This is a genomic window from Sphingobium cloacae, from assembly GCF_002355855.1.
Lineage (GTDB): Bacteria > Pseudomonadota > Alphaproteobacteria > Sphingomonadales > Sphingomonadaceae > Sphingobium > Sphingobium cloacae.
Map to the genome: position 1 here is coordinate 27,632 of NZ_AP017656.1, position 26,516 is coordinate 54,147.

The window sequence follows — 26,516 nt, forward strand, 5'->3', positions numbered from 1 at the left end:
GCTTTGTACGCTGAACAACGATTTTCCGGACATAATGTGAACATTGGTGTCAGGCAGCGGCGCGAAGGTACTGGTAGAGGGTTTCGCGGCTGATGCCCATGTCGCGCGCGATGGTCGCCTTGCGTTCACCGGCGGCAACGCGGCGGTGCAGATCGGCAATCATCTCATCCGAGAGCGACCGTTTCCGCCCCCGATAGGCGCCGCGCTGCCGAGCGATCGCAATGCCTTCGCGTTGCCGTTCGCGGATCAGGGCGCGCTCGAACTCAGCAAACGCACCCATGACCGAGAGCATCAGATTGGCCATCGGGGAGTCCTCCCCCGAGAAGGACAGGCTTTCCTTCTCAAACTCGATCCGGATACCTCGCTTGGTGAGGCCCTGGACCAGCTTGCGCAGGTCATCCAGATTGCGGGCCAACCGATCCATGCTGTGGACGACGACGGTATCGCCTTCGCGGGCGAAAGTGAGCAGAGCCTCAAGCTGGGGGCGGTTGACGTCCTTGCCCGATGCCTTGTCGGTGAAGGTCCGATCGAGCGACTGACCTTCCAATTGGCGATCCACATTCTGATCGAACGTGCTGACCCGGACATAGCCGATCCGTTGCCCCTTCACTGCGCACTCTCTCCATCAAAATGTCAGGTTGAAATCTATGATACGCAACGACATTCGTCAACAAATTCCGTTTAGTACCCTAATCTGACAGAAACCGCGGTAGCGCCCTGACGTCCGGTTAGGCTATACTCCAAGCTGACATCACAAAATCAAATCCCTCAAAGATGGCGTCAATTGCCTTGATGGGGTAAAAACTGGAGTGCTTCCAGGATGGGACATTCGGCAACGTCATCTCCAGTGCATCTGGCTAACGTGGTCGCCAGCGTCACCTCTATCTTCTGCAAATCTGCAATGCGGCGGCGGACATCTTCAAGGTGGAGTTCGGTTCTCGCCATAACCTCCGCGCAGGTTTGTGCACCGGTATCGGTGAGCGACAACAATGACCGTATCTCATCCATTGCATAGCCAAGGTCGCGCGCGCGCAGGATGAACTGCAACCTTTGCACCAGTTCCGGCGAATAGACGCGGTAGCCGTTGGAACTGCGAGGCGGCCCCGGCAGCAATCCCACCTTCTCGTAATAGCGGATGGTTTCGAGATTGCAGCCTGTTTTCCGGGCAAGCTGGGCACGCAAGATGCCGACCTGTTGCTCCATGAAAATACCTCTTGAGTCTGTAGTGGCTACAGAGCCTACACTGCGAATCACTCAGTTGGAACAAGGGATTCAAGCCATGGTCTCAACGCCGGAAGCGGGACAGCCAGCCCTCACCGAAAACCACGAGCCGAAGCAGGCAAACTGGGTTGCGGCGGGCGCATTGATCGGCGCGGGGCTCGCCTCGGCTTGCTGCGTCGTCCCGCTACTGTTGGTTATGCTCGGAATTTCCGGCGCGTGGATCGCCAACCTGACGGCGCTCGAACCTTACAAGCCCTATGTCGCAGGCGTAACGCTCGCGCTGCTCGGCTACGGCTTCTGGCATGTCTATTTCAAGCCGAAACCGCCCTGTGAAGACGGTTCCTACTGCGCTCGTCCACAATCGGCTTGGACCACCAAGGCGGTGCTGTGGCTGGGCCTTGCCGTCGCCATCCTGGCGCTCACCATCGACTGGTGGGCACCCTGGTTCTATTGAAAGGAAATACCCATGAAAAAGACAGTATGTATCGCTATGGCCGTGCTGGCTATGGCTGGCGGCGGGGTCGCCTATGCAGTTAGTGGCACGGCGCAAGATCGCCCCGCGGCTACCGCAACCGCTCAGAAGCAAACCACCTTTGCCATAGAGAACATGACCTGCGCCACCTGCCCGATCACCGTGAAGAAGGCGATGGAAGGCGTCGCCGGGGTAACGGCGGTCACGGTCGATTTCGCAGCCAAGACCGCGCGCGCAACCTATAACCCGCGCCGCACCAATGCTGCTGCGATTGCCGCTGCATCAACCAACGCGGGTTATCCGGCGCGCGCTATTCAAAACTGAGCGGGGCGCCGCCAGCGCCTCAAGAAAGCGATAAGCAATGAACGACTGTTGCAACCGCCCCGGGCAGGAAGGATTTGACGTGGCCGTCATCGGCGCGGGTTCTGCCGGGTTCTCCGCCGCGATCGCCGCTGCCGATCTGGGCGCGAAAGTGGCGCTCGTCGGTCACGGCACGATTGGCGGCACCTGTGTCAATGTTGGCTGCGTTCCTTCCAAGACGCTGATCCGCGCCGCCGAAGCGGTGCATGGTGGGCTTGCCGCCGCGCGCTTTCCCGGCCTTGGGGGCGCTGTCCAGATGGATGACTGGTCCGTATTGGCGGCGTCGAAGGACGATCTTGTCACGACGCTGCGCCAAAAAAAATATGTCGATCTGCTGCCCGCCTATGACGGTGTGAGCTATATCGAGGGCAAGGCACGCTTTGCCGATGGTGCGCTGATTGTCGGCGATGCGCCCATGAAGGTCGGCAAGGTCATATTGGCGATGGGTGCGCACGCCGCCGTGCCGCCGATTCCGGGGATGGACAGCGTGCCCTACCTAACCAGCACATCGGCGCTGGCGCTGGATCGCTTGCCCAAATCGCTGCTGGTGATCGGTGGCGGGGTGATCGGGGTAGAACTGGGACAGATGTTTTCGCGTCTGGGCGTTGATGTCACCATCTGCTGCCGAAGCCGCCTGCTCCCCGAAATGGACCCGGAAGTGAGTGCCGCGCTGAAAAACTATTTGGAAGCCGAGGGCGTGCGGGTTTGCGCAGGTGTCGGCTATCAGCGTATCGCCCAAACACAGAGCGGGGTCGAATTGACCTGCGAGGGGCATTGTGACACCGTCGCGGCGGAACAGGTGCTCATCGCCACCGGACGCCGACCCAATAGCGACGGGCTTGGGCTGGAGGAGCGCGGCATAGTGCTTGCCCGTAATGGTGGAATCGTCGTCGATGACCACCTCGAAACGTCGGTTCCAGGCATTTACGCGGCGGGCGATGTAACGGGACGGGACCAGTTCGTCTACATGGCCGCCTATGGCGCAAAACTGGCCGCGCGCAACGCGGTGACGGGCAACCAATACCGCTACGACAATTCCTCCATGCCATCCGTCGTCTTCACCGACCCGCAAGTCGCCAGCGCCGGCCTCACTGAAACGACAGCACGGGCGCAAGGCCTGGACATCAAGGTTTCGCTGCTCCCGCTCGATGCTGTGCCAAGGGCACTGGCAGCACGCGATACGCGGGGTCTCATCAAACTGATTGCCGACAAGGCGAACGACCGTTTGCTGGGCGGCCAGATCATGGCACCCGAAGGCGCGGATTCGATCCAGACACTGGTGCTGGCGATCAAACACGGCATGACCACCCTGGAATTGGGTGCAACGATATTTCCTTACCTGACCACTGTGGAAGGCCTCAAACTGGCGGCCCAAACGTTTGATAAGGATGTCGCCAAACTGTCTTGCTGCGCCGGGTGATTGCTCGGGGATCAACCGGCAACGAATGGCCTCCCTCCAGTGCAAGCCGCTTTGGTGTCAATTTTGTTATTCGCCTCAGCGGGAGAGCAAAATGGCACGACGCCGACTTCTGACCGGAGACGAGCGCCGGCGCCTGTTCGATCCTCCTGTCCAAGAAACCGCGATCATTGGGCATTATACCCTTTCTGCGGAAGATGTTGAATTGGTTGGGCGCCGCTATGGTCCAGCAAATCGCCTCGGTCTGGCTGCACAAATCGCTTTGATGCGACATCCCGGCTTTGGTCTGCAACCCGAGATCGGGCTTCCCGACGTCATTCTTCAGTACCTCGCGGCACAGTTATTCGTCGATCCTTCCTCCTTCTCTGCATATGGTCAGCGCGCGCAAACCCGTACCGATCATGCCGATCTCGTGGCGCGTTATCTTGGCATACGCCCGTTTCGACGCGGCGACCTGGCACTTGCCCTGAATCTTGCCGCGCAAGCCGCCGAGTATACAGACAGAGGTGAACCGATTGTTCGCGCCCTCATGGTTGGCCTGAAGGGTGAGCGGTTCATTCTTCCGTCAGGCGACACACTGGAACGCGCCGGTCTTGCTGGCCGGGCACGCGCACGCAAAGCTGCCGCAGCCGCAATCGTCGAAGGCCTCAGCTCTGCTGAACTGACACGGCTAGACGAACTCGTAATCAACAACCCGGATTTCGGCATGACACCGCTGGCGTGGTTGCGTAATTTCGAAGAAGCCCCGACTGCGGCCAATATCAATGGCTTGCTTGAGCGCCTGCGCTATGTTCGCGGCATAGGTATCCACCCGGTAGTTGGGGGCGCCATTCCGGAATTCCGCTTTGCCCAATTTGTCCGCGAGGGCGGCGTGGCACCGGCATTCCTGCTTTCGGATTACAGCGTCAATCGCAGGCGGGCGACGTTGACGGCCGCAGTGATCGACCTTGAGGCCAGACTTGCCGATGCCGCGATCCAAATGTTTGACCGACTTATCGGCGGCATGTTCACGCGCGCGCGGCGTGGGCGCGAGCGTCGCTACCAAGATAGTATTCAGTCGGTGGGGCAACTCATGCGGCTGTTTGGCGCCACGATTACAGCACTTGATGAGGCTGTCCAGAATGGCGGCGATCCGCTCGAATTGATTGACGAAGCGGTGGGCTGGCACCGGCTTGTTGCGGCAAAGGCCCAAGTAGATGCCCTTGCTGATCTTGCCGGCGAGGACGCACTGGTAACGGCAACCGAGCGTTACGCCACGCTACGGCGTTTCAGCCCGGCATTTCTGGACGCCTTCACCTTCAAGGCGTCTGGAACAGGGACGGCACTGATCAAAGCCATCGATGTCATTCGCGATGCGAACACACGAAAGTCGCGCGACCTTCCCGATGGCGTTCCACTGCCATTCCCCAATCGGCAGTGGAAGCGTCTCATCACCGAAAGCGGCCGTATCGACCGCCGACGTTATGAAATTGCGATCATGGCAACCTTGCGTGATCGTTTGCGCGCCGGTGATGTATGGATCGAGGGAACCCGCAACTATCAGCGCTTCGATGCCTATTTGCTGGGTCGGCGCGACGCCGCCAAAGTGGCGGATGTGCTTCCGTTCGATTCAAATGCTGCATCCTACCTCGCTGACCGGGCACGAAATCTTGACTGGCGGCTGCGCCGATTTGCCAAGCAGTTGAAAACAAACAAGCTTGAGGGAGTGTCGCTCGAACGAGACCGGCTCAAGCTTCAGCAAATGCCGCCTGTCACCCCACCGGAAGCTGAAGCCCTCGATCGCAAGCTCGATACCCTGCTTCCCCGCGTGCGCATCACCGAGCTGCTGCTTGAAGTCGCCGAACGCACTGGTTTTTTGAACGCATTCCGTGACCTGCGCTCAGGCAAGGAGCACGACAACCCCAGCACGGTACTCGCCGCAATTCTGGCTGATGGCACCAACCTCGGGCTGGAGCGGATGGCCAATGCCAGCGAAGGCGTCAGCTATGCCCAACTCGCATGGACCCACAACTGGTATCTTTCACCCGAGAACTATCAGGCCGCGCTGGCCATGATCATCTCAGCCCATCACGAATTACCCTTCGCGCGGCATTGGGGCGCTGGCACCAGTTCGTCGTCCGATGGCCAGTTCTTCCGGTCGGGGCGGAGCCGTTCAGGGGCGGCGGACGTCAATGCCAAATATGGCGCCGAACCTGGCGTGAAAATCTATTCTCACCTTTCCGATCACTTCGCATCATTCGGATCACGGATCATGTCCGCGACGGCAGGTGAAGCGCCTTACGTGCTCGACGGGCTTGTCCTGGGCGCCGGCAACCTTCCGTTGCATGAGCACTATACCGATACCGGCGGCGCCACCGATCATGTTTTCGCACTCTGCCACCTACTCGGGTTCCGCTTCGCGCCACGGCTGCGCGATATTGGCGACCGCAAGCTGGGTTCGATCGCTGCGCCATCGACATACAAGGGCATCGAAAATCTGATGGGCCGCACCATCAAAACGGCAGCGATCGAGGCCGATTGGGATGACATCGTCAGGATTGTCGCCTCAATCAAGGATGGCACGGTGGCGCCGTCAGTAATCTTGCGAAAACTTGCCGCCTACAAACGCCAGAACAGGCTGGATTTTGCATTGGCTGAACTGGGCCGTATCGAGCGCACTTTGTTCACGCTCGATTGGCTTGAACAACCGGAACTGCGACGTGCCTGTCAGGCCGGTCTCAACAAAGGCGAGGCGAGGCACACGCTTGCCGCCGCCATCTATACCAACCGGCAGGGTCGGTTCACCGATCGCTCGCTGGAAAATCAGGAATTTCGCGCATCTGGGCTGAACCTGCTGATTGCGGCGATTTCCTACTGGAACACGGTCTATCTCGACCGGGCCGCCCAGCACCTCAACGCTGTCGGCACGACGTTCGATGCGGCACTGCTTGCGCACCTTTCTCCGATGGGCTGGGCGCACATCAGTCTGACCGGCGATTACCTCTGGGAGCAGGCCAGGCGACTTCCAGCAGGTGAATTCCACCCACTCAACGAGCCAATGGCGCGGTTGAAGCGTGTAGCGTAGCCCATGTTCCGCTTATGTCCGAGAAATCGTTGTCTGGCGAACAAACCTTGAGGTGACGCCGACAAGGGTTCTGAACCGTTCCCAGCCAGGCCCGGTGGCGATTATCCCGTCCAGGGCCGTGCCATCGTCCTGCGCTCCAAGCAAAGCACCACCGATTTCGGCAAAGGACTTCAGCGTGTCCCGAACGGCCGCCTTTTCGTCGGCGATCCTGGTGTTGCAAAGGCGTTCGGAGGCCCGATAGAGACGGCCTACGATGCGATCGTGGGTCTCCACGATGACATCGGCCAGCGATGACCGCCATTCCAGGGTGCAGACAGCGAGGATCGCAAGCCGCCTGTCTTCGGGCAGATCACGCATGCCGTCGGCGTAATAGCGCTCGCCCTGCCGGCGAAGCCGGGTCACACGATGCGCCGGCACGCCGTCCAGCAAATCCGCCGGAAGATCGAACCTTTGAAGATATTCCAGTCGATCCATCAGCCGGTTAGCGGCTGCTGAATTTGCGCCAACCTCGAACTGTCGCAGCCATACGAAGCGCGTGACGCGACCATCCACCGTATCCTCCAACAGGTGAGCCAAATTCTCGCTCAGGGTTGGCGTGATGCGATGGGCGATAAGATCCTCGATCCGGCGCTCGGCCTCAACCAGCGCATCGGCGCAAAGGCGCTCGATCGTCGAGGAGCCGGGAAGGATCGTGCGGGTGCGGCGACACTCCGCAACGAAGCGACGGGCAAGATCCTCATTCGATGTCGCCGCCTCGGCTTCCCGAGCGATCCATTCGCGCAAATCCCGTGCGCCCCGCCCCGAAAAGGAGCGATAGCCGTAGATTCGGCGAAGGTCCGCCAGATGCTCGTGCCGGGTCTCCTCGCGCGCGGCATAGAGGAGTAGATCGTCGCTGGTCAGGCCGAGCTGGGCCGCGATGAAATCCGATACCTGCGCCGGGATCAACTCGCCAGGAGCGAGCACCCGGCCCGGGTAGCGCAGGACGCACAGTTGCAGCGCGAAGCCAAAACGATTGTGGGCGCGCCGGCGCTGGCGGATATGCCCGAGATCCTCATCGCTGAGGGTATAGTGCCGCAGCAGCTCACCTTGATCGACCGGCAAGTGAAGCAGCGCCTCGCGCTGTCGATCGGTCAGGGTCACGCGACGCGGCATACATGCTCCTTATTCTTTCCGAGCTACGGTTTGAGATAGCTTGATTGAGATGCTGGTTAAGATACACAATAGCCCAATCTTATGTGCTCATGTTCGTCACCGCCTCAAACCTTCGTTTGTGATCCATGCTGATCGGCTACGCCCGCGTGTCCAAAGCCGACGGCTCGCAGTCGCTCGACCTGCAGCACGATGCCCTTCGCGCTGCCGGTGTCGAGCCAGGCAATATCTATGATGATCGTGCATCCGGTAGCCGTGATGATCGCCCCGGTCTTGCCGCCTGCCTGAAATCGTTGCGCGACGGCGATGTCCTCATCGTTTGGAAGCTCGACCGGCTCGGCCGAACGCTCACCCACCTGGTCAGCACGGTGCAGAATCTGTCGGATCGCGGTATCGGTCTGCGGGTGCTCACCGGCAAGGGCGCGCAGATCGACACCACGACGCCATCGGGCCGGATGGTGTTCGGCATTTTTGCCACACTGGCGGAGTTTGAGCGGGATATGATCCGCGAGCGCACCATGGCTGGCCTGGCCGCTGCCCGCGCGCGGGGACGCAAGGGTGGCCGCAAGTTCGCCCTCTCCAAGGCCCAGGTGCGGCTCGCTCAGGCTGCTATGGCCCAACGCGACACGTCCGTTTCCGACCTCTGCAAGGAACTCGGGATCGAGCGCGTCACTCTCTACCGCTATGTCGGTCCCAACGGGGAACTCCGGGATTACGGTCAGCGCGTGCTTGCTGCCAAAACGCGATGATGATGACGGGAGCCCCGATCAAACTTACCCAAGCGGACGCCGCAGACGTTGCAGACCTGTACAACCGTTGCAGCGACTATTTCCTGTTGCAGGACGGGGCCGCGCCCACGCTGGACGATGCTCGCGAGCTTTTCTCCGATGTGCCGCCCGAAAAGAGCGCCCACAATCAAGCTGTCCTGGGATGGAAGGGGCCTGGCGGCCTATATGCAATCGCGGCCATCCTCCGCGATTATCCGCGTGATGGCACATGGTATCTCGGCTTCATGATCGTAGATGCCGCACAGCGTGGTCGTGGCGTCGGACGCTCAATTTACTCGACGGTCGAAAGCTGGGCCGCTGCGAGAGGTGCCACAGAGATTCGGTTGGCCGTGCTGGAAGCGAATGAAGCGGCAGAGCGATTTTGGCGTTCTCTCGGCTTCATTGAGTATCGGCGCGTTGGGCCAGACACCTTCAAAATGCGTAGCCATCGCCGGATAGAACTGAGCCGTCGCCTTTCTGGCGCGACCGTAGAAGGCAGCAACAAGTAAGATCTCGCGCCGGCTATCTGGGCGAGCTTGGCGTAGGATTCCGCCCCCTCCCGCAAACGCCCCCTTTCAGGGAAGGGGGCTTGAGATCGCCTTGATGGCCTTCAATCCCGTTCCAAAACGAGCGATCGCGTCCCTGTTTCTCTCCAGCTCGCCATAGGGCAGATAGGCGAAGTCGAGATCGGCAATACGGCTGAAAGCCGGGCGACGGAGTTGCGCGCGAACGTCCTGCTCGCGCGCATTCGGTGCGACCAGGAATAGCCCGGCGGCAGCGTGCAGATCGCTCCCCGACAGCGCCAGATCGAGCATGCGCACGATCCCCGAGTAGATCGAGGTCGAATGTTCAACCTCGAACGCGGCGGCGACGCCGTCGCCACCCTTCGCCAGCCACAACACGTCGATGAGGCGGATCGAGTCCGCTCCGGGAGAGGTCGCAATGGCGTCTGGAAGGCGCTCGAGGCATCCCTGTCCAAGCGGGCAGCCAGCGTGAAGTCGACCGCGGTCATTGGCGGCGATCCACACATCGTAACCGAGGGCATGGCCGAGGTCGCGCAGCCAGGCCTGGATTTCGGCGTGCGTGCGATCGGTTTCGCCCTGCGCGGCGGCTGTCTTGTCGAGCCGGCTTGCCTCCGCTCTGGCATGTTCCAATCTGCCGAGCCAGTCGTCGGCCGCCGTTGCGTCATCCTCCAGCGGTGGCGCGGGATAGCGGCCCGAGCCAATGTCGAACAACAGTCCGCCGATCGCGCCGAGATCGTTGGAGAGCAACTCGCGGTAACGGTCGTTGAGGTCGAGGATGCCGGCGCGCATGGCGAGAAAATGATCCCATGACCCGAGCTTCACCTTGGCGCCGGTGACGGCATTGTAGCCCTTGACGATCGCGGTATTGAAGGGCGGCACCAGCGTCGGGTGAAGGAAATAGAGCAGGTTGGCCGCCGCCGGCCCCAGCCCCTTGATCTTGAGCGCGTCTATGCTGCGGATGTGGCTGATGATCTCCTCGGCGGTATCGCAGCACGAGCAATTGTCGAGCAGGCGACCGAACGCCCGCTGGTTGTCCGGGCTTTCGTAGATGTCTGGAATGCGCAGCTTGGGCTTCCACAGCCAGGCATGGTCGGCGCCCTTGAAGATCTGCCGCTGTTCGGCGATCGAGTGGACAACCGTTTCCAGTGACGAGCCGCGATAGGCGACGCCGAACCGCCCACTTTCGATTTCTGCGACCACCTGCTGCAGCCCGCGACGGATGGAGCGGAAGTTTTTCAGCCGTTCGTCCCACAGAAACCAGGAGCGATAGGTGGCGCCGGGATCGTCTCGCCAACGACGGACAAGCTCGCTCACGAGATCATGATGTGTCGCGGGTAACAAGGTCATACTGGCTGGGTCATCTAAACTGGGCTCCTTGCCGTTCAGGCTATCGCGAGCAAGGGCGGCTTGCACGTTCAATGTGCGATCCGCGAAGCGTGCTCAAATTGTCGGTGATCGCGCAGGGAAACGCCGCTGGCATTGGGCGTTGCCGGTCGCAACCGTCGACCGGGCGCACAGCCAGGCAGACGGCCGGCACGGGCGTCGCCGCCCGGGAGCGGCGACGCAACCAGCTTTTTCCGGTCGAACTTAGCGGATCACTGCTTTGCGATCGCGGTGACCTCGCCATCGCTGCCCTTGAGCGAGAGGTCGAAATCGACCTTGTCGCCGACCTTGACCGCATCGGTGATCGACGGCGCGGCCTTGAACGCCATCGTCATCGCGGGCCACTTGGCCTCCGGGATCGGACCATGATCGAGCGTGATCGTGCCTGCCGCCTTGTCGATCGCGGTGACGGTGCCATGGCCCTTGGCCTTGATCGCGGCGTTCGCGTCAGGCGCCATCGACATGTTGCCCATGTCGCCGCTCATGGTCGCGGCGGGCGCCGCCTCGTTGGTCTCAGTCGCAACGGGGGCCTCCGCCTTCTTGCCGCACGCGGCAGTCAGGGCGGCGAGGCCGAGGGCAATGGTCAGTCGTGCATGGTTCATCGTCTTCTCCTTCATGATGAAACGGGTTGAGGGATGGGATCGGTCTTGGGCCGGCGCAACAGCAGATAGGCGGCGGGCAGGACGAACATTGAGAGCAAGGGCGCGGTCAGCATGCCGCCGATCATCGGCGCGGCAATCCGGCTCATGACCTCCGAACCCGCGCCTGATCCCAGCAGGATCGGCAGCAGGCCGGCCAGGATCACCGCCACCGTCATCGCCTTGGGACGGACGCGCAGCAGCGCGCCTTCGCGCACGGCGGCCTCGACCTCGGCAGCGTCCGGATGTGCGCCGCGCTCGGCCAGCGCGTTCTTGAGATAGATCAGCATCACCACCCCGAACTCGGCGGAGACGCCGGCGAGCGCGATGAACCCGACCCCGGTGGCGATCGACTGGTTGAACCCCAGCAGATAAAGCGTCCAGATGCCGCCGGTCAGCGCAAACGGCAGCGTCCCCATGATCAGCGCCGCCTCGTCGAAGCGGCCGAAGATGAGGTAGAGCAGCACGAAGATGATCAGCAGCGTCGCGGGCACGACCAGCTTCAAGCGGTCGACCGCGCGCTCGAGATATTCGAACTGGCCAGAGTAAGCGATGCTGACCCCAGGCGAGAGCCTGACCTGTTTCGCCACCGCACGCTGCAGATCGCCGACCACCGAGGCAAGATCGCGCCCGCGCACATCGACGTAGACCCAGGTCGAAGGCCGGGCATTCTCGGTCTTGAGCATCGGCGGTCCCTCGGCGATCGAGACGTTTGCCACGGTGCCCAAGGTGATCTGCTGGCCCGCGGGCGTCAGGATCGGTAGCGCCCGCAGCCTTTCGAGGCTGTCGCGCAATTCGCGCGGATAGCGCACGCTGATCGGATAGCGGGCGAGGCCCTCGACCGTCTCGCCGATCGTCTCGCCGCCGATCGCGCCGGAGACGATGGCCTGGACGTCGGCGATGTTGAGCCCGAACCGCGCGGCGGCGGCGCGGTCTATGTCGACATCGACATAGCGTCCGCCGGTCAGCCGCTCGGCGAGCGCCGAGCTGACGCCGGGCACGCTCCTGGCCACGGTCTCGACATCATGCGCGATGCGGTCGAGCTCGGCGAGGTCACTGCCCGACACCTTGACCCCGATCGGGCTCTTGATGCCCGTCGCGAGCATGTCGATGCGGTTGCGGATCGGCGGCACCCAGATATTGGCGAGACCCGGAAGCTTCACCCGGCGATCGAGCTCGTCGACAAGGCGTTCGGGCGTCATGCCCGACCGCCACTGGTCGCGGGGCTTGAATTGGATCGTCGTCTCGAACATTTCGAGCGGCGCGGGATCGGTCGCGGTCTCGGCGCGGCCGGCCTTGCCGAACACGCTTTCGACTTCGGGCACGGTCTTGATCAGGCGGTCGGTCTGCTGGAGCAGCTCACTCGCCTTGGCGGCCGAGAGGCCCGGCAGCGCCGAGGGCATGTAGAGCAGGTCGCCCTCGTCGAGATTGGGCATGAACTCGCCGCCGAGCCGGCTGAGCGGCCAGGCCGTGGTGGCGAACACCAGAGCCGCGATCAGCAGCACTGCCTTGGGCCGCTTCATCGTCCAGTCGATCGCGGGCCGGTAGATATTGGTGAGCCAGCGATTGACCGGATTGGCCTGCTCGGCCGGAATGCGGCCCCGGATCAGCCAGCCCATCAGGATCGGCACCAGGGTCACCGACAGGATCGCGGCCGCGCCCATCGCATAGGTCTTGGTGAAGGCGAGCGGCGCGAACAGCCGGCCTTCCTGCGCCTCCAGGGTGAAGACCGGAATGAACGACAGCGTGATGATCAGCAGGCTGAAGAACAGCGCCGGCCCGACCTCGGCCGCCGCCTCGGTGACGACGATCCAGCGCATCTCGCCATCGAGATGTCTGTCCGGGTGATCCTGCTCCCAGCGTTCGATCCTCTTGTGGGCGTTCTCGATCATGACGACCGCCGCATCCACCATCGCGCCGATGGCGATGGCGATGCCGCCCAGCGACATGATGTTGGCGTTCACCCCCTGGAACCGCATTACGACGAACGCGGCCAGCACACCGAGCGGCAAGGTCAGGATCGCGACCAGCGCCGAGCGGACGTGCCAGAGGAACAGGGCGCAGACCAATGCGACGACGATGAACTCCTCGACCAGCTTGCGGGTGAGGTTCTCGACCGCGCGATCGATCAGCTGCGAGCGGTCATAGACCGTGACCACCTCGACGCCCGGCGGCAGGCTTTTCCTGAGATCGGCGAGCTTGTCCTTGACCGCCGCGATGGTCTCACGGGCGTTCTTGCCTGACCGAAGAATAACGACGCCGCCGGCGACCTCGCCTTCGCCGTTCAGTTCGGCGATGCCGCGCCGCATCTCGGGGCCGACCTGGATCGTGGCGACATCGCCGAGCCGGACGGGCACGCCGCCCGCCGCAGTCTTGAGCGGGATTGCCCGGAAATCGTCGAGCGTTTTCAGATAGCCCGAGGCGCGGACCATATATTCGGCCTCGGCCATTTCCAGCACCGAGCCGCCGGCTTCCTGATTGGCTTGGCTGATCGCCTGCACTGCCTGGGCGTGGGTTACGCCGTAGGCCGCGAGCTTCACCGGATCGAGCAGCACCTGGTACTGCTTGACCATGCCGCCGATGCTGGCGACTTCGGCCACGCCGGTCACGGTCTTCAGCTCGTAGCGCAGGAACCAGTCCTGCAACCCGCGAAGCTGCGAGAGATCGTGCCGGCCGGTGCGGTCGACCAGCGCATATTCATAGACCCAGCCGACCCCGGTCGCGTCCGGCCCGAGCGCGCTGCGGGCGCTGGCCGGCAACCGACCCTGGACCTGGTTGAGATATTCGAGCACGCGGCTGCGCGCCCAGTAGAGATCGGTGCCGTCCTCGAAGATCACATAGACGAAGCTGTCGCCGAAGAAGCTATAGCCGCGCACCGTCTTGGCGCCGGGCACCGACAGCATGGTGGTGGTGAGCGGATAGGTGATCTGGTTCTCGACGATCTGCGGCGCCTGACCCGGATAGGAAGTGCGGATCACGACCTGCACGTCGGAAAGATCGGGCAGCGCGTCGATCGGGGTCGAGCGCACCGCCCACAGGCCCGCGCCGACCAGCGCGAGCATGCCGAGCACGACGAAGAAGCGGTTCCTCACCGACCAGCGGATGAGATGGGCGATCACTGGCCCGCCACCTTCGCCATATGCCGCAGCGTCGGTCCCGCCGGGGGCCGGTCGAACCCGAACCGGACCCGGTCACCCGCCTTGAAGCCGCGCGCGATGCCCGGATTGGCGAGCGCGAAGGTCATCGTCATCGCCGGCCAGTCGAGCGCGGGAACGGGCTCGTGGCTGAGCGTCACCGAATTGGCCGTGATCCGCTCGATCTTGCCCGTCGTCTCGTACAGCGTGGCTTTCGACGCCGGCGCGGCGATGGTCGCCGATGCCGCACCGCCGCCGATCGGCCGCGCCTCGATTCCCGACAGGCTCGCCTCGGAATCGATCAGGAACTGCCCCGAGACGACGACGTTCTCGCCGGGCGACAGGCCGGCAAGGATCTCGGTCTCGCCGCCTGCCTCGCGGCCGATGCGGACCTCGGCGGGATGATAGCGCCCGTCGCCTGCGGCCAGCATGACGAGCGTGCGCCTGCCCGTGCGGATCACCGCTTCGCTCGGCACCAGCAGCGCCGGCTTGGCATCGCCGCCAAGCGCGACGCTGGCGAACATGCCCGGCCGCAACCGGCCGTCCCGGTTGGGCAGCTCGATCCGCACGGTGAGCGTGCGGCTGTCGGCCTGCGTGGTCGGCAGGATCGCGATCACCCGGCCGGCGAAGCGCTCGCCGGGGAAGCCCGCCAGCGTGGTGCTGGCATTCTGGCCGACCCGGACATCGCCCGCGCGCGCTTCGGGCACCGCGGCATTGAGCCAGACGGTGCCGAGCCCGCTTACCTGGGCGAGCGTCTGGCCCATGGCGAGCGTCACGCCGGCACGGGCGTCGAGCGTCTGGATCGTGCCCGAGATCGGCGTCGTGATCGTCACCACGCCGTTCGGGCGTCCGCTCCGCTCGACGCTGGCGATGAGGCCGTCGGACATGCCCATCAGCCGCAGTCGCTGGCGCGCGGCCGCGGTGAGGTCGGGCTTGCCGAGCCGCCTGACGCTCAGATATTCGGTCTGCGCGCCGCCCCATTCGGGCAGGAGCAGGTCCGCGATCGGCGCGCCGGCGCGGACCACGTCCCCGGGCGCTCGCGCATAGACGCGGCTCACGAACCCGCCCGAACGCGCCTGGATGACGGCGACGTCGCGCTGGTTGAAGTCGATCGTGCCGGTGACTTCCAGCGTGCTCGCAAGGCTGCCCATGCGGGCCTCGGCCACGCGCAGGCCGAGGCTCTGGCGCGCGGAGGGATCGACCGTCACCCCGGGCGCCGCGCCGGCACTTTCGCCGTCGGCATATCTGGGCACAAGCTGCATATCCATGAACGGCGACTTGCCGGGCTTGTCGAACTTCTGGTTGGGAAACATCGGGTCGTACCAGTAGAGCACCTTGCCCGAGCCTGTGCCCGCCTCGCCGGACGCGGCGGCCTGCGGTTGCGGCGACCTGTGGCCCGCCCAATAGCCTGTGCCGCCGGCCAGCAGCGCGACGACAAGGATCGATGCGCCCCAGCGCACTGTGTCCGACTTGAGCGTCATGGCCGCTCCTCCCCATAAGTGATGTTGATACGGACCGCGTCGCGCGCGACATCGGCCTCGCGGTTGAGCGTTTCGACCTCGGCCTCGGCGAGCGCCAGGGTCGAGAGCAGCGCGGTTCCCAGGTCGAGCTTGCCCGCGGCATAGCTGTCGCGGTCGAGTTCGGCGCGGCGCCTGGCGAGGGGCACCAGCGTCTCGCGGGCATTGCGCAACCGGGAGAGATGCATGGCATGGTCTGCGAGATCGGCGTCGAGTTGCGCCACCAGCTCGCGGCGGATCGCCTCGCGGTCGAACCGACCCCCTTGCACAAGGCTCTCGCTGGCAGCGATCCTGGGATTCTGGCGCTTGCCGGCGAACATTGGCAGGTCGATCGACACGCCGACCGAGGCCATGTCGCCGTACATGGGATCGCGCCGGCCATAGGTGACGCCGACCTTCCAGTCGGAGCGCTTGTCGGCGCGCGCGAGGCGCACGTCCGCTTCGGCGACTGCGATCCGCGCGTCCTGCGCGCGCACGGCGGGAAGCGCATCGATCCCGGCCCGCAGCCGGATCGGATCGACATCGAGTATCGGCGGGTCGCCCGTCGCCTGCGGGTCGGGGTCGCCGGTATAGCGCGCGAGCCGGGCCCGCGCCTGCGCCACCACCGCAGCCATCTCGGCGCGGCGATCGGCGATGGCGGCGCGGAGCTGGTCGGGCTCGAGCGCCTGGCTCGGGCGCGCGCTGCCCGACGCCAGGCGTGCGGTCACGGTCTTCTGCAGGTCGTCGAGGCTGGCATCGAGCAGGTCGAGCTGCCGGAGCCGGCGTTCTCCATAATAGAGATCGACCCAGGCGAGGGCGGTCTCGAGCCGCACGTTGCGGCCTTCGACCAGCTCGCCCGCCTCGGCGATACCGATATCGGCCGCGGCGCGCGCGGCGCGTGCATGGCGCTTGGCGAGATTGGGGAAGGTCTGGCTGAACCCGATCGTCGCCATAGTGAAATCGTCGCGCGTGAAGCTGCCGGCATTGGGGCCGCTCACCGGGAAGTTCTGCAGGCCCAGGTCGAGCGTCGGATCGGGCAGGCGATCGGCCGCGACCGCCGAAGAGCGGGCGCCGGCTGTCGCCGCCGCGCGCGCCTTGAGGCTTGGCGCGTTGGCGGCAGCGAGCCTCACTGCCTGCTCGTAGGTGAGCGGGCCGGCCGACACCGGCACGGCCCAGGCGCTCGCAAGCGTCGCACCGATAGAGAGCAACAGGCGTCGCACAGCGCGCCTCGGCATCATGATCATGGATATCATCCCCTCATGACAGAGGCGGCGCGCCAAGATGTGACGCGCCGCTCCGGAGCGGGTTTAGCCCTTGTCCGACCTGACTGCGCCGCGCATGCAGTCGGCGGCGCTTGCCTGCATCATCGCGCAATCGCAGCTGGCCATGTCCCGGCTGTCGGGCACCCATATGCGGACACGCGCAGGGCCAGTCGCCCGCGGACCATATTGCGGCGCCGACCGCCATTCCCAATGGCCTTGCGGCGTGCGGCTCGCGTCGGTTGCAAGCGCAGGCGCGGCGAGACTGAGGGCCGCCACAAGGGCGGCCGGAAGCAGTTTGATCATCACGAAAACCTTTGACTGAAAAGAAGGAAACCGGGCGCGCACGCATCGATCGATGCGCGCAGCCCGTGCTCGTTCAATCAGGCAAGGCTGGTGGGAGGATCCGGCTCGGGCGCAACCGCCTTGCCGGTCAATATCGTGTCGGTCGTCCAGAAGCTGGGCGCGTCGTAGAGACGCGCAGGCGCAACGCCGCCTGCCAGGTCCGCTGCGACCAGCGGGATCACGCACCCCATCGCGGCGATGCAATCGAGCGTCAGGCCCTTGCAGGGCTTTTCGCTGGGCGCAGGCTGCTGCTTGGCCATCATCGCCATGCAGTCCGCATCCATGCCCTTGGCCAGCGGCGCGCCTGCCGCCTGCGGCACGCTGTGCGCGGCCGCCATCTGGGCTCCGAAGAGACCGGACAGCGCTCCGATGACGAGCAGGAGGGCGAGCAGGCGTTTCACGGGCCTCGATATCTAGCGGGTTTCGCGGGCGCAGCCAACCAAAGTCTCGCGCCGCGCGGATTTTGAAGTGCTGACGGCTGATTCCGTCAACTCCGCGTCAATAAAGATCCGGCCCGGGGAAGAAGATCGGCTGCGGCCTCTACGTATATCGAGGCTGGACCCGGGACCGTAGTCCCAAGCCTGAAGAGACGCTCTTCCCCTCGGCAAAGTCCGGGCGGTGGCTTACCATCCAAGGAGGTGAATATGGTCAGAAAAACTCTCATGGTCGCGCTTGCCGGCATTTCGATGCTTGCTGCCGTCCCCGCTATGGCCCAGGGCATCGGGCACAGCCTGTTCATGCGCGGCTCGATCGTCGACACGGGCAGCAACGGCACGGTCGTCTGCATCGGCAAGGCCGATGGCGCCGAGGTCGGCCAGAAGCTCGAGGTCTATCGCGTCGTGACCCATCCGGGTCCGTCCAAGGGCGTGGCGCCGACCTATCACCGCCAGCTCGTCGGCCATGTGACGATCGATCATATCTTCGATGATCACTTCGCGCATGTGTCCGTCGCCGACGGTACGCCTGCCAAGCACGACATCGTCGAGCTTCGCAAGAACTGACGCGCCGGTGGCCCGGCGGCACACGCTGCCCTGATGCGAGGCATCGGGGCAGCGGGTTGCCGGCGGCAACGGACCGTTCGGGATCGAGGCGAAACCGCTTGACCCTGGACCATGGTCCTACCGGCATGATCGAGCGGATGACATGGGCAATTTCAAGATCGGCGAACTGGCCGCGGCCGCAGGCGTGGGGCGGGATACGATCCGCTATTATGAGCGGATGGGCCTGCTGCGCGAGCCCGCGCGCACGGCAGCGGGCTACAGGCTCTACGACGCGACCGACCTCGAGCGCGTCAATTTCATCCGCTCGGCGCAGGAGCTTGGTTTCACACTCGAACAGGCCCGGCAGCTGCTGGCGCTCAGGGCGTCGGACACCGCGCATGCCCAGGCCGTGCTCGATATCACGCTTGCCAAGATCGCGGACGCCGAAGCCCGGCTCGAGCGCCTGTCGGATATCCGCGACATGCTGCGGATGCTCGCCGACGAATGCCCGGGCGAAGTGCCGGTCTCCGATTGCCCGATCCTCGCCTTCCTGACGGCGCGGCGGAAAGACCAGCAGCATAACAAGAAACATCAGGCAGCGCAGGACGAACGATCACCACGAGCGAAAGGGGTTTTGTCATGAAGAAAATGCGTTTGATCGCCGTCCTCACGCCGGCGCTGCTTCTAGGCGCCTGTGTGACCACGCGGCCGACCTCGGCGCAGGTCGAGAGTTGCCGGGCGATGGAGGGCAATATGGGTCTCCAGACGCCGCATGATCATGGCGAGATGAAGGGGCAGGGGCGCAACCCGATGAACCTCTCGCACGACCGGTGTCTCCGGATTCTGCGCAGCGCGCAATGAGCCGGTCCGGACGCCAGGGATGGCGCCCGGACACAGTTTTCAAGCCAAGGAGCAAAGCCATGATCGACCATGCGAAGAAAGCCCTTCCACTTGTCGGCGGAAGCCTGTTGCTGGCGCTCGCGCTTTCGGGCTGCGACCGCCAGGCCGACCAGACGGTGCCGCCCGCGGCGAACAGCGTCGCCGCCACCCCGGTCCTGACCGACAGCGGCAACGCTGCAGACGCGGCGCCGATGGACGCGATGAGCAACCAGGCCGAGATGGAGCGGCATCACCGTCAGGCGATGGACCATGACGCGATGCGCGCCGGGGCCGGCAACCAGACCGCGCCGGCACCCGATCCCGCGCCGGGCAATGCGGCGATGCCGATGAAGGATATGTAGGCTCGCACACTAAGGGGATGAGGATGTCCAGGCGGATCAGCCTTCGACGCTTGAGCCTCGGCTGCGCAATCGCTCTCAGCCTGTCCGCGAGCGCGGGCGCGCAGGAGGGCGAGGATCATGCCGCGCATCATGGCGCAGGCATGCCGGCCGGCGGGGGCATGTCCGCACCGGCAGAGCCGGGGTCGTCGGACATGGCGAAGATGATGAACCCCATGATGGATCGCATGATCAATGGGGAAGGGGAGAATGAGCACGGCCACGAATCGCGCCGGACCGGCTTCATCTCGCAGCTGCTCGCCTTTCCCGCGCTTGACGAAGCGGCAAGGCAGCGGGTCGCTGCGCAGGCCGGCGAACGGGTAAGCACGGGTCTGGCGATGATCAACGCCGCCTCGGCCGACGGCGCGCGTGCGACCACGGTCTCGGCCCGGCTCGATGCGGCGCGGCGCCTGCGCGAGGGAACCGACCTGTTCCGCTCCGGCACCGCCGCGCAGGGCGCGATCGGGGGCTTGCAGCCGCCCCGGGAGGTCGGGCTTGCCTGGCTGCGCGATCAGCTCGACATCGACCAGGCCGCGCCCGGCCATGCCGATCACTGGTTCGGCATCTCGCCCTCGCACCTCCTTCTCATGCTGTTCCTGGGGCTGGTGAGCGCCACGCTTATCGCGCTGCAGATCTTCCGCCTGCGGCGGATCGGGGCGATCGCCGGCGGTGTCGCCACCGCCAAGGTTCCAGCAAAGCCGGAGCCGAAGGCTGCCCCTCCCGCTACCAGGGTTGCGCCCGCGCCTGCACCCGTTGCCGACAGCGCCGGGCTCGCGCCGAGCAATGCGGCCGCACCCGCTGGGGCGTCGCTGCGCAAGCCCAAAAGCTGGGCGGGGCAGCTGCGCGTGGTCCAGATCGTGCGAGAGACGCCGAGCGTGCTGACCTTCCGGCTCGCGGACCCGACCGCCGACCGGCTGCCGTTCGACTTCCTGCCGGGCCAGTTCCTGCAGGTCGAGGTAGAGCCCGAAGCGGGCAAGACCGCGCGCCGTTCCTACACGATCGCCTCTTCGCCGACCCAGCGGGCCTATGTCGAACTGACGGTCAAGCGCGAGGAGCAGGGCGTGGTCTCGCGATACCTGCACGACAAGGTCGTCGCCGACGATCTGCTGAAGGTCAGCGGACCGTTCGGCGCCTTCACCTTCACGGGAACGGATGCCCAGAGCATCGTGCTGATCGCGGGCGGGGTCGGCATCACCCCGATGATGTCGGTGCTGCGCTATCTCACCGACACCGCGTGGAAGGGTGATATCTTCTTCTTCTACGGCGCACGGTCGACCGAGGAATTCGTGTTCCGCGACGAGCTCGAGCGGCTCGAACGCCGTTTTCCCAACCTCCATGTCGTCGCCGCGATGCAGCGCGCGCCCGGCACCGTCTGGATGGGCCCCGAAGGGCCGATCACGCGCGAGATGATCCTGGCCGCGGTGCCGGAGATCGCGAGCCGGCGCATCCATATGTGCGGCCCGCCGGCGATGATGGGCGCGATGCGCGGCGTGCTGGCGGAACTCGGCGTCCCCGAAGCGCAGCTGCACACCGAGGCGTTCGGTCCGGCCTCGCTGCCGGCCGACCACGAGGATCTCGAGGTCAAGCCCGCGCCCCCGCCAGCGGATAAGCCGGCCCCGAGCGCCGAGGTGGCGCCGAGCACGGTGACCTTCTCCGTGTCGGGGGTGTCGGCGGCCTTGCCCGCGGACGAGACCGTGCTGGAGGCGGCCGAGGGCGCGGGCGTCGAGATCCCCTATGCATGCCGTGCGGGCACATGCGGCGCCTGCGTGGTCAAGCTGCTGCAGGGCGAAGTGACGATGGAGGTCGAATCCGGCCTTGCGCCCGCCGACAAGGCGCAAGGCTATGTGCTCGCGTGCCAGGCGAAGGGGACGGGCACGCCGCTCGTGGTCGAAGCCTGATGCGCGAACGCAGCGACATTGCCGTGGGCCTGCTGGTCGCGTTCCTGCTGCTGTTCCCGTTCGGCTATCTCGTGCATGTGTCGCCCCGCTTTCCGGGTAGCCTGGCCGGCGGGATCATCGGGATCGCAGCGCTCGTGCTGATGCTGCTGACGCTTCCTTATGTCGCGGCCAAGCACATCGCCTGGGTCGACAAGGCGCTCTCCCGGGTCGTCAGCAAGCCAACCCTGCTCGCCATCCACATCTATGCCGGCGTGCTGGCGCCGATCCTGGGTCTGGTCCACGCCGCGCACAAGCTCGAAAGCCCGGTCGGCCTGCTTCTGACCGTCCTCCTGCTGATGACGGTCATCACCGGCTTCATCGGCCGCTACCTGCTTGCCCAGCTTGGTCGGGCGCTGCGCGGACGCAGGTCAGAACTGGCCTCGCTTCGCGCCGCCTTCCTCGAGGAGCCGGCGGCGCCGACGCAGGCCGATACCGCAGCCCCGCCGCTGTCGGGCTGGAAGCGCTATCTGTTCGTCGCCGGGGATGCGTCCGCGGGCCAGCGCCCCCAGGACAAGGCGGGGATCGCCGCAGCGCTGGCCGATACCGAATTCGCGATCCGTGCCGAAGAGGCAACCAACACCCTGTTCGCGCGGTGGCGGTTCCTGCACATCCTGCTGGGCTGTCTCATCTTCGCGCTGCTCGCGCTCCACGTCGGCGCGGCGATCTATTACGGGCTGCGCTGGCTATGAGCTGGCAGCGTCTTTCCTACGCCGTCTTCATCGCAGCCCTGCTGGTGATGGTCGCCGCGGTCGCGATCCGGATGCGATCGGACGCGCCGAGGGATGCCGGCCTGGTGGCGCAGCTCGTCTCGCCCGGCCCGCTCTCGAGCGCGCACCAGTCCTTTGCCGGCCAATGCACGGCCTGCCACACGCCGGGCAAGGGCGTCGAAACCCGGACCTGTCTCACCTGCCATGCGGGCACCGATTTCGGGACGAAGCAGTCGACGCAGTTCCACGCGAAAGCGACGCAGTGCACCTCCTGCCACGTCGAACATGAGGGAGAGCGCGGCATCATCCGCATGGATCACGCCGCGTTGCTCGACATGGCGAAGTGGCGGCAGCCTTTGGCGGGCATGTCGACAAACACTCGAAGCCTGACCCCCGAGACCGCGCTCAATTGCGCGAGCTGCCATGCGTTCCGCGATCCGCACCAGGGCCTGTTCGGCACCGACTGCGCGAGCTGCCACAAGACCGACAGCTGGAAGATCGCCAATTACCGCCATCCATCGGTCAATTCGACGCAGTGCGCCGAGTGCCACAAGGCGCCGCCGAGTCACTTCATGGAGCATTTCAGCATGGTCTCGCAGCGCGCAGCCGGATCGAAGGCGCGCGTCGACCAATGCTATGCCTGTCACGCCACCGACAGCTTCAACAATATCCGCAAGCGAGGCTGGTATGATCACCATTGAGGCCGACTGGCTGAGCGCCTTCTTCCGGCTCGCGGTGATCGGCCTGGAACTGGCGGGCACGCTGACCATCCTGGTCGGCGCGGGGCTCGCAACCTTTCTGTTTGCGCGGCGGGCGAGGGCGGGCGACCGAACCGAGGCCTATAGCGCGTTCCGCTCGGCGCTCGGCCGCAGCATCCTGCTCGGCCTGGAATTTCTGGTCGCCGGCGACATCGTCAAGTCGCTGGTGATCAACCCAACGCTCGACGATCTCATCGTTCTGGCCGGGCTGGTGCTGGTGCGGACCTTCCTGAGCATCTCGCTCGGGGTCGAGATCAACGGCCACTGGCCCTGGGAGGAAACCCGGATGGCGCGGGAGAAGGCGCGTGCGGCGTCGGATGGGTCGCCTGCGACGGCTGAGGCCGCCGGATGCGGCACAGCGCTCAAGGGATAGCAGATGGGAGGTGCATGATGATCGAGAGACGCGAATTGCTGATGGCCGGCGCCGGCCTTGCCGCCGCCGGAACGCTGGCTGTGCCGGCGGCGGCGCAGCAGCATCGAATGGAAGGGATGGCGATGTCGATGACGGACTGCATCGACGATTGCGTGGCTTCGCACCGCATGTGCCTGGAAACCGCCGCTTGGCTGACGAAGCAAGGCGGCGCGTCAGCTACGGCGTCGCTGATCGCCATGCTGAACGACTGTGCGGAACTGTGCCAGGCGACCGCCAACTCGATGCTGCGGGAATCTGCCCTGCACCGCATCGTCTGCCGCGCCTGCGCCGACGCTTGCGAGCGCTGCGCCGAGGAATGCGGACGCCATAGCGCGGACCAGCGGATCGCGCGTTGCTCGGCCACCTGCAAGAAATGCGCGGCGAGCTGCCGAACGATGGCGGACATGTCGAGCTGAGCGGCGCGCTTCGCACGTGCCCCACATAGTCACGTTCAGGCCAGAGCCCCCGGTCACAGCTTGTGTGTCCGACAACTACGCCAGGACAGCGATCATGGCACGTGGCACAAAGTCCGAGTATCCGGCAACGGCGGAAATCATCGCACCCGCCATCGCCGGAGCCTTCCGTGCCGCCACCCGATAGTCGGGTAATGCCGAGCACCATCTTTACGATTGCGTGAACGCTCCACGGTCGATCTGTATTGGAGAAGTCAGTGTCAACCGCCGAATTTGTCAACCGGCTACCCGAATTGCTCCGCCCCAATCCAGCAAGGGTAGTGATCAGACCCTATATGCCGTCGACGGAAACCTATAAATATGCGGTACCGGATCAGCCACGTGCGCAGCGCATCGCCGACCGCGTCCTGGCGCTCGACCCAGCATCGCTCCACGATGAGTTGCAACGCATTCTTGATGATTTCTCGGGAAGGCATCGTGAGGTTCCGTCCCTGTTTTTGCGGCGGTTCCACGAGGTTGATGGCATCATCGTCTGTGATTGCGAGGTCACCCATGAACAGGCGCTCTTGATCGGTGCCCATTTTTGCAACGAATATTCCTATGAGGCAGCAGCGCTTTTCAATCCGAGCATCGTCCTGCATCCTGATCAGTCTGCTGTACCTGAAAACTCTCTCCGATTCATTCTTTCCCTGCGAGGCGTGGGCGAGGGGCATATCTCCTCCGTCACCTTTCGCACCGGGTTTTGCGCCGCGGACGGAACCATAGCAATCAATCCTCCGAGCCCCATGCCGCTCGTGCTGGAGACTGAAAACATCTCCGGCGAGGACGGGCCGGACGCGGGCATTCGGATCAAGTGCGATGGCAGCCACGATCTCTCGGAGATCGTGATCTTTCCGACAACCCCCAGCCAGCGTGGTGGCATCGAAGACCTTCGCTTGGTCCGCTTCCTGGACGACGATGGCCGAGCCACCCATTTCGGTACATATACGGCATTTAGCGGCCAGTCCGTCCGGCAGGAGTTGTTGTCCACGCCGGACTTCCGGACATTCGAACTCAGACCGCTGCGTGGGGATGCCACCGGTAGCAAGGGCATGGCGCTTTTCCCCCGACGCATTGCCGGGCACTTTGCCATGCTTGGGCGCGAGGATAACGAAAATATCTGGTTCCTGACGTCCGCGGACATTCACGACTGGAGTGGCGGAGCGAAAGCCATCGAACCTCGCTGGCCTTGGGAGTTTGTCCAGATCGGTAATTGCGGATCGCCGATCGAGATCGACGAAGGCTGGCTGGTCGTAACTCATGGAGTCGGCGCCGTTCGGAACTATTGCATCGGGGCGTGCCTGCTGGACCGTGACGATCCCTCGAAGCTGCTGGCGCGGACGAAGCTACCGCTTTTGCGGTCGGACATGGATGAGCGCGAAGGTTATGTGCCAAACGTAGCCTACAGCTGCGGCGCGATGGTACATAATCGGGTGCTGGTACTGCCTTATGCCATTGCTGACAGCTTCACCACTTTTGCCACTATTCCTCTCGAGCGTCTGCTGGCCGCCATGGATTAGTCACTGTTGCCGACCTGTCCTGCTCTCGAGTCCGAACCATAGTTACACATCGGCACAACAACGATGCCAGTGCGATAATTTATGGCCATCTCAGAGACGGACTTCGCACATTACGTATACAGCAAGGCGGAAGGTGACACCATTTCACGGGCAAGCTCCGGAAGGGGCGACAATCGACCGGGCATATGCTCGATCGAACGGGAAACCCAGACTTGAAGGAATGGATACTTGCGCAAGAAGACGGCAATGATCGCTTCGCTCGCAGCTCTCGGCTTCCTCGCCGTCAGTGCCGGACCGGTGCTGGCGGACGGGATGCCGCCGGGCATGCCCGATCTTGAGGAGACCCTCAAGGCCAGGCCGGCGCCTGCCCAGCCCGATCCTGCCCACATGCAGGGCATGGCTCACGGTAAGGAGCAGATGCACGGCCAGATGATGCAGGGCCATCGAATGGCGATGCGGGATTCGCAGGACCAGGACGGCGCCTCCGGCATGTCACACAGGTCGGACGGTGGTTGCTGACCCTGCCATCATTCCATCAGACGACAAGGTTGACGGACAAGATCATGGCCGCTTTCAACCGAAGCCTTGGTCCGCCGTTCCCACGGCGGGCCAATCGCTTTTCTGGCCGGTCTCAGGACGAGAAAACCAGGCCGGGTCACATTTTTGATCGATCCCGGATCATCATTTTACGCGCCTGCTCCAGCAGGCACACGGCCGATCGGATTTCGATTCGTAACTTACGTATACAGACAGCGTCTCGCTAGCAGCATTGAAGCTTCGGAATTGCCGGGATCGGAACGTCGATCGGGCAACAGGAAGAACACTCGGAGACCCTCAATGCGACAGACGACATTTCTCGCGGCGCCCGTCAGCCTCTTCGCGACGCTAACCTTCGCCGCCGGCACCGCTCTCGCCCAGTCGACGCCCGCGCCCGCGCAGGCTGCGCCGGCCCATGCCCACCAGCAGGGCATGGATCATGGCGGGCAGCAGATGCACGATCAGATGATGAAGGATCATCAGGCCGGCGCGCAGAAGCAGCAGGGGCAACCGGCCCAGCAGGATCAACAGGGCATGTCGGGGATGGCCGGCATGTCCGGCGGCTCGCCTGCATCGAACGGCTCGGGCATGGCCGGTAAGGCGAAGAGTGGCTGCTGCAAGATGCCGATGAAGAAGGCCAAGCCGGCGGCGAAGAAGAAGACCGCCAAGCCCATGGCCGACAAGCCGATGAGCGACATGTGAGGTTT

General features: G+C 64.3%; 27 protein-coding genes and 1 pseudogene. 18 read left to right on the plus strand and 10 right to left on the minus strand.

Going from position 1 to position 26,516, the window contains the following annotated elements; all coding sequences use genetic code 11:
* Positions 1-49 precede the first annotated feature (49 nt).
* Positions 50-610, minus strand: coding sequence for a recombinase family protein (locus SCLO_RS18730; RefSeq protein ID WP_004213255.1), 561 nt, complete (start codon positions 608-610; stop codon positions 50-52).
* A 170-nt stretch (positions 611-780) separates the two neighbouring features.
* Positions 781-1,203 (minus strand): MerR family transcriptional regulator, encoded by a 423-nt coding sequence (locus SCLO_RS18735; RefSeq protein WP_014072603.1) that lies wholly within the window; start codon positions 1,201-1,203, stop codon positions 781-783.
* A 76-nt stretch (positions 1,204-1,279) separates the two neighbouring features.
* Here SCLO_RS18735 and SCLO_RS18740 point away from each other — a divergent pair, with 76 nt between their 5' ends.
* The 4 genes from SCLO_RS18740 to SCLO_RS18755 all read left to right on the plus strand — a co-directional run bounded on the left by SCLO_RS18740 (position 1,280) and on the right by SCLO_RS18755 (position 6,534).
* Positions 1,280-1,675, plus strand: a complete 396-nt coding sequence (locus SCLO_RS18740) for a mercuric transporter MerT family protein (RefSeq protein ID WP_014072602.1) — start codon at positions 1,280-1,282, stop codon at positions 1,673-1,675.
* Between the two features lie 12 nt (positions 1,676-1,687).
* Positions 1,688-2,017, plus strand: a complete 330-nt coding sequence (locus tag SCLO_RS18745; protein WP_004213249.1) for a heavy-metal-associated domain-containing protein — start codon at positions 1,688-1,690, stop codon at positions 2,015-2,017.
* A gap of 37 nt (positions 2,018-2,054) precedes the next feature.
* Entirely contained in the window at positions 2,055-3,473 is a 1,419-nt protein-coding gene (gene merA, locus SCLO_RS18750; protein ID WP_004213247.1) for a mercury(II) reductase, read from the plus strand.
* A 91-nt stretch (positions 3,474-3,564) separates the two neighbouring features.
* Positions 3,565-6,534 (plus strand): Tn3 family transposase, encoded by a 2,970-nt coding sequence (locus SCLO_RS18755; protein ID WP_014072601.1) that lies wholly within the window; start codon positions 3,565-3,567, stop codon positions 6,532-6,534.
* A 45-nt stretch (positions 6,535-6,579) separates the two neighbouring features.
* Here SCLO_RS18755 and SCLO_RS18760 read toward each other — a convergent pair.
* Positions 6,580-7,686: pseudogene (locus SCLO_RS18760) on the minus strand (DUF4158 domain-containing protein); the annotation flags it as partial.
* Between the two features lie 125 nt (positions 7,687-7,811).
* Between SCLO_RS18760 and SCLO_RS18765 the strand changes: the two are divergent.
* Entirely contained in the window at positions 7,812-8,432 is a 621-nt protein-coding gene (locus SCLO_RS18765) for a recombinase family protein (RefSeq protein WP_008832583.1), read from the plus strand.
* On the plus strand, positions 8,429-8,959 hold the full coding sequence (locus SCLO_RS18770; protein ID WP_007686150.1) for a GNAT family N-acetyltransferase: 531 nt from the start codon (positions 8,429-8,431) through the stop codon (positions 8,957-8,959). The genes SCLO_RS18765 and SCLO_RS18770 overlap by 4 nt, the downstream gene beginning before the upstream one ends.
* A gap of 66 nt (positions 8,960-9,025) precedes the next feature.
* On the opposite strand, the gene SCLO_RS18775 is transcribed toward SCLO_RS18770, so the two are convergent.
* From SCLO_RS18775 to SCLO_RS18805, 7 genes are all read right to left on the minus strand, one after another.
* Positions 9,026-10,321 (minus strand): hypothetical protein, encoded by a 1,296-nt coding sequence (locus SCLO_RS18775; RefSeq protein WP_013039108.1) that lies wholly within the window; start codon positions 10,319-10,321, stop codon positions 9,026-9,028.
* Positions 10,322-10,569: 248 nt separating this feature from the next.
* Positions 10,570-10,959 (minus strand): copper-binding protein, encoded by a 390-nt coding sequence (locus tag SCLO_RS18780; protein ID WP_007683329.1) that lies wholly within the window; start codon positions 10,957-10,959, stop codon positions 10,570-10,572.
* An 11-nt stretch (positions 10,960-10,970) separates the two neighbouring features.
* Positions 10,971-14,114, minus strand: coding sequence for an efflux RND transporter permease subunit (locus SCLO_RS18785; RefSeq protein ID WP_007406408.1), 3,144 nt, complete (start codon positions 14,112-14,114; stop codon positions 10,971-10,973).
* Positions 14,111-15,610, minus strand: coding sequence for an efflux RND transporter periplasmic adaptor subunit (locus tag SCLO_RS18790; protein ID WP_066520042.1), 1,500 nt, complete (start codon positions 15,608-15,610; stop codon positions 14,111-14,113). The genes SCLO_RS18785 and SCLO_RS18790 overlap by 4 nt, the downstream gene beginning before the upstream one ends.
* On the minus strand, positions 15,607-16,869 hold the full coding sequence (locus SCLO_RS18795; protein WP_066520056.1) for a TolC family protein: 1,263 nt from the start codon (positions 16,867-16,869) through the stop codon (positions 15,607-15,609). The genes SCLO_RS18790 and SCLO_RS18795 overlap by 4 nt, the downstream gene beginning before the upstream one ends.
* A gap of 63 nt (positions 16,870-16,932) precedes the next feature.
* Positions 16,933-17,190, minus strand: coding sequence for a hypothetical protein (locus SCLO_RS18800; protein WP_007683334.1), 258 nt, complete (start codon positions 17,188-17,190; stop codon positions 16,933-16,935).
* 77 nt (positions 17,191-17,267) lie between these two features.
* Positions 17,268-17,630, minus strand: a complete 363-nt coding sequence (locus SCLO_RS18805) for a hypothetical protein (protein WP_007406428.1) — start codon at positions 17,628-17,630, stop codon at positions 17,268-17,270.
* A gap of 243 nt (positions 17,631-17,873) precedes the next feature.
* Between SCLO_RS18805 and SCLO_RS18810 the strand changes: the two genes are divergently transcribed.
* From SCLO_RS18810 to SCLO_RS23600, 12 genes are all read left to right on the plus strand, one after another.
* Positions 17,874-18,230, plus strand: a complete 357-nt coding sequence (locus tag SCLO_RS18810; protein WP_025549152.1) for a hypothetical protein — start codon at positions 17,874-17,876, stop codon at positions 18,228-18,230.
* A 142-nt stretch (positions 18,231-18,372) separates the two neighbouring features.
* Positions 18,373-18,852 (plus strand): heavy metal-responsive transcriptional regulator, encoded by a 480-nt coding sequence (locus SCLO_RS18815; RefSeq protein ID WP_007406417.1) that lies wholly within the window; start codon positions 18,373-18,375, stop codon positions 18,850-18,852.
* Entirely contained in the window at positions 18,849-19,070 is a 222-nt protein-coding gene (locus tag SCLO_RS18820) for a hypothetical protein (RefSeq protein ID WP_007406426.1), read from the plus strand. The genes SCLO_RS18815 and SCLO_RS18820 overlap by 4 nt, the downstream gene beginning before the upstream one ends.
* A gap of 59 nt (positions 19,071-19,129) precedes the next feature.
* Entirely contained in the window at positions 19,130-19,450 is a 321-nt protein-coding gene (locus SCLO_RS18825; RefSeq protein WP_007406382.1) for a hypothetical protein, read from the plus strand.
* 23 nt (positions 19,451-19,473) lie between these two features.
* A complete protein-coding gene (locus tag SCLO_RS18830) occupies positions 19,474-21,384 on the plus strand; it encodes a 2Fe-2S iron-sulfur cluster-binding protein (RefSeq protein ID WP_030089529.1) in 1,911 nt (636 codons plus the stop codon).
* On the plus strand, positions 21,384-22,112 hold the full coding sequence (locus SCLO_RS18835; protein ID WP_007406424.1) for a hypothetical protein: 729 nt from the start codon (positions 21,384-21,386) through the stop codon (positions 22,110-22,112). Before SCLO_RS18830 ends, SCLO_RS18835 begins: the two co-directional genes overlap by 1 nt.
* Positions 22,109-22,831: a hypothetical protein gene (locus SCLO_RS18840; RefSeq protein WP_007406380.1), complete on the plus strand. Its 723-nt coding sequence runs from the start codon at positions 22,109-22,111 to the stop codon at positions 22,829-22,831. Before SCLO_RS18835 ends, SCLO_RS18840 begins: the two co-directional genes overlap by 4 nt.
* Positions 22,818-23,261 carry a DUF1622 domain-containing protein gene (locus SCLO_RS18845; protein ID WP_007406411.1) on the plus strand — a complete coding sequence of 148 codons (444 nt, stop codon included), beginning with the start codon at positions 22,818-22,820 and terminating at the stop codon, positions 23,259-23,261. The genes SCLO_RS18840 and SCLO_RS18845 overlap by 14 nt, the downstream gene beginning before the upstream one ends.
* A 14-nt stretch (positions 23,262-23,275) precedes the next feature.
* The gene (locus SCLO_RS18850; RefSeq protein WP_015449267.1) at positions 23,276-23,716 is read left to right on the plus strand and encodes a four-helix bundle copper-binding protein; all 441 of its coding nucleotides are present in this window, start codon (positions 23,276-23,278) and stop codon (positions 23,714-23,716) included.
* Positions 23,717-24,048: 332 nt separating this feature from the next.
* Positions 24,049-25,272 carry a glycoside hydrolase family 130 protein gene (locus SCLO_RS18855; protein WP_066520044.1) on the plus strand — a complete coding sequence of 408 codons (1,224 nt, stop codon included), beginning with the start codon at positions 24,049-24,051 and terminating at the stop codon, positions 25,270-25,272.
* Between the two features lie 228 nt (positions 25,273-25,500).
* Complete coding sequence (locus SCLO_RS18860; protein ID WP_007406388.1) at positions 25,501-25,791, plus strand: hypothetical protein; 291 nt, start codon at positions 25,501-25,503, stop codon at positions 25,789-25,791.
* Positions 25,792-26,109: 318 nt separating this feature from the next.
* Entirely contained in the window at positions 26,110-26,511 is a 402-nt protein-coding gene (locus tag SCLO_RS23600) for a hypothetical protein (RefSeq protein ID WP_015449265.1), read from the plus strand.
* Positions 26,512-26,516: the final 5 nt, after the last annotated feature.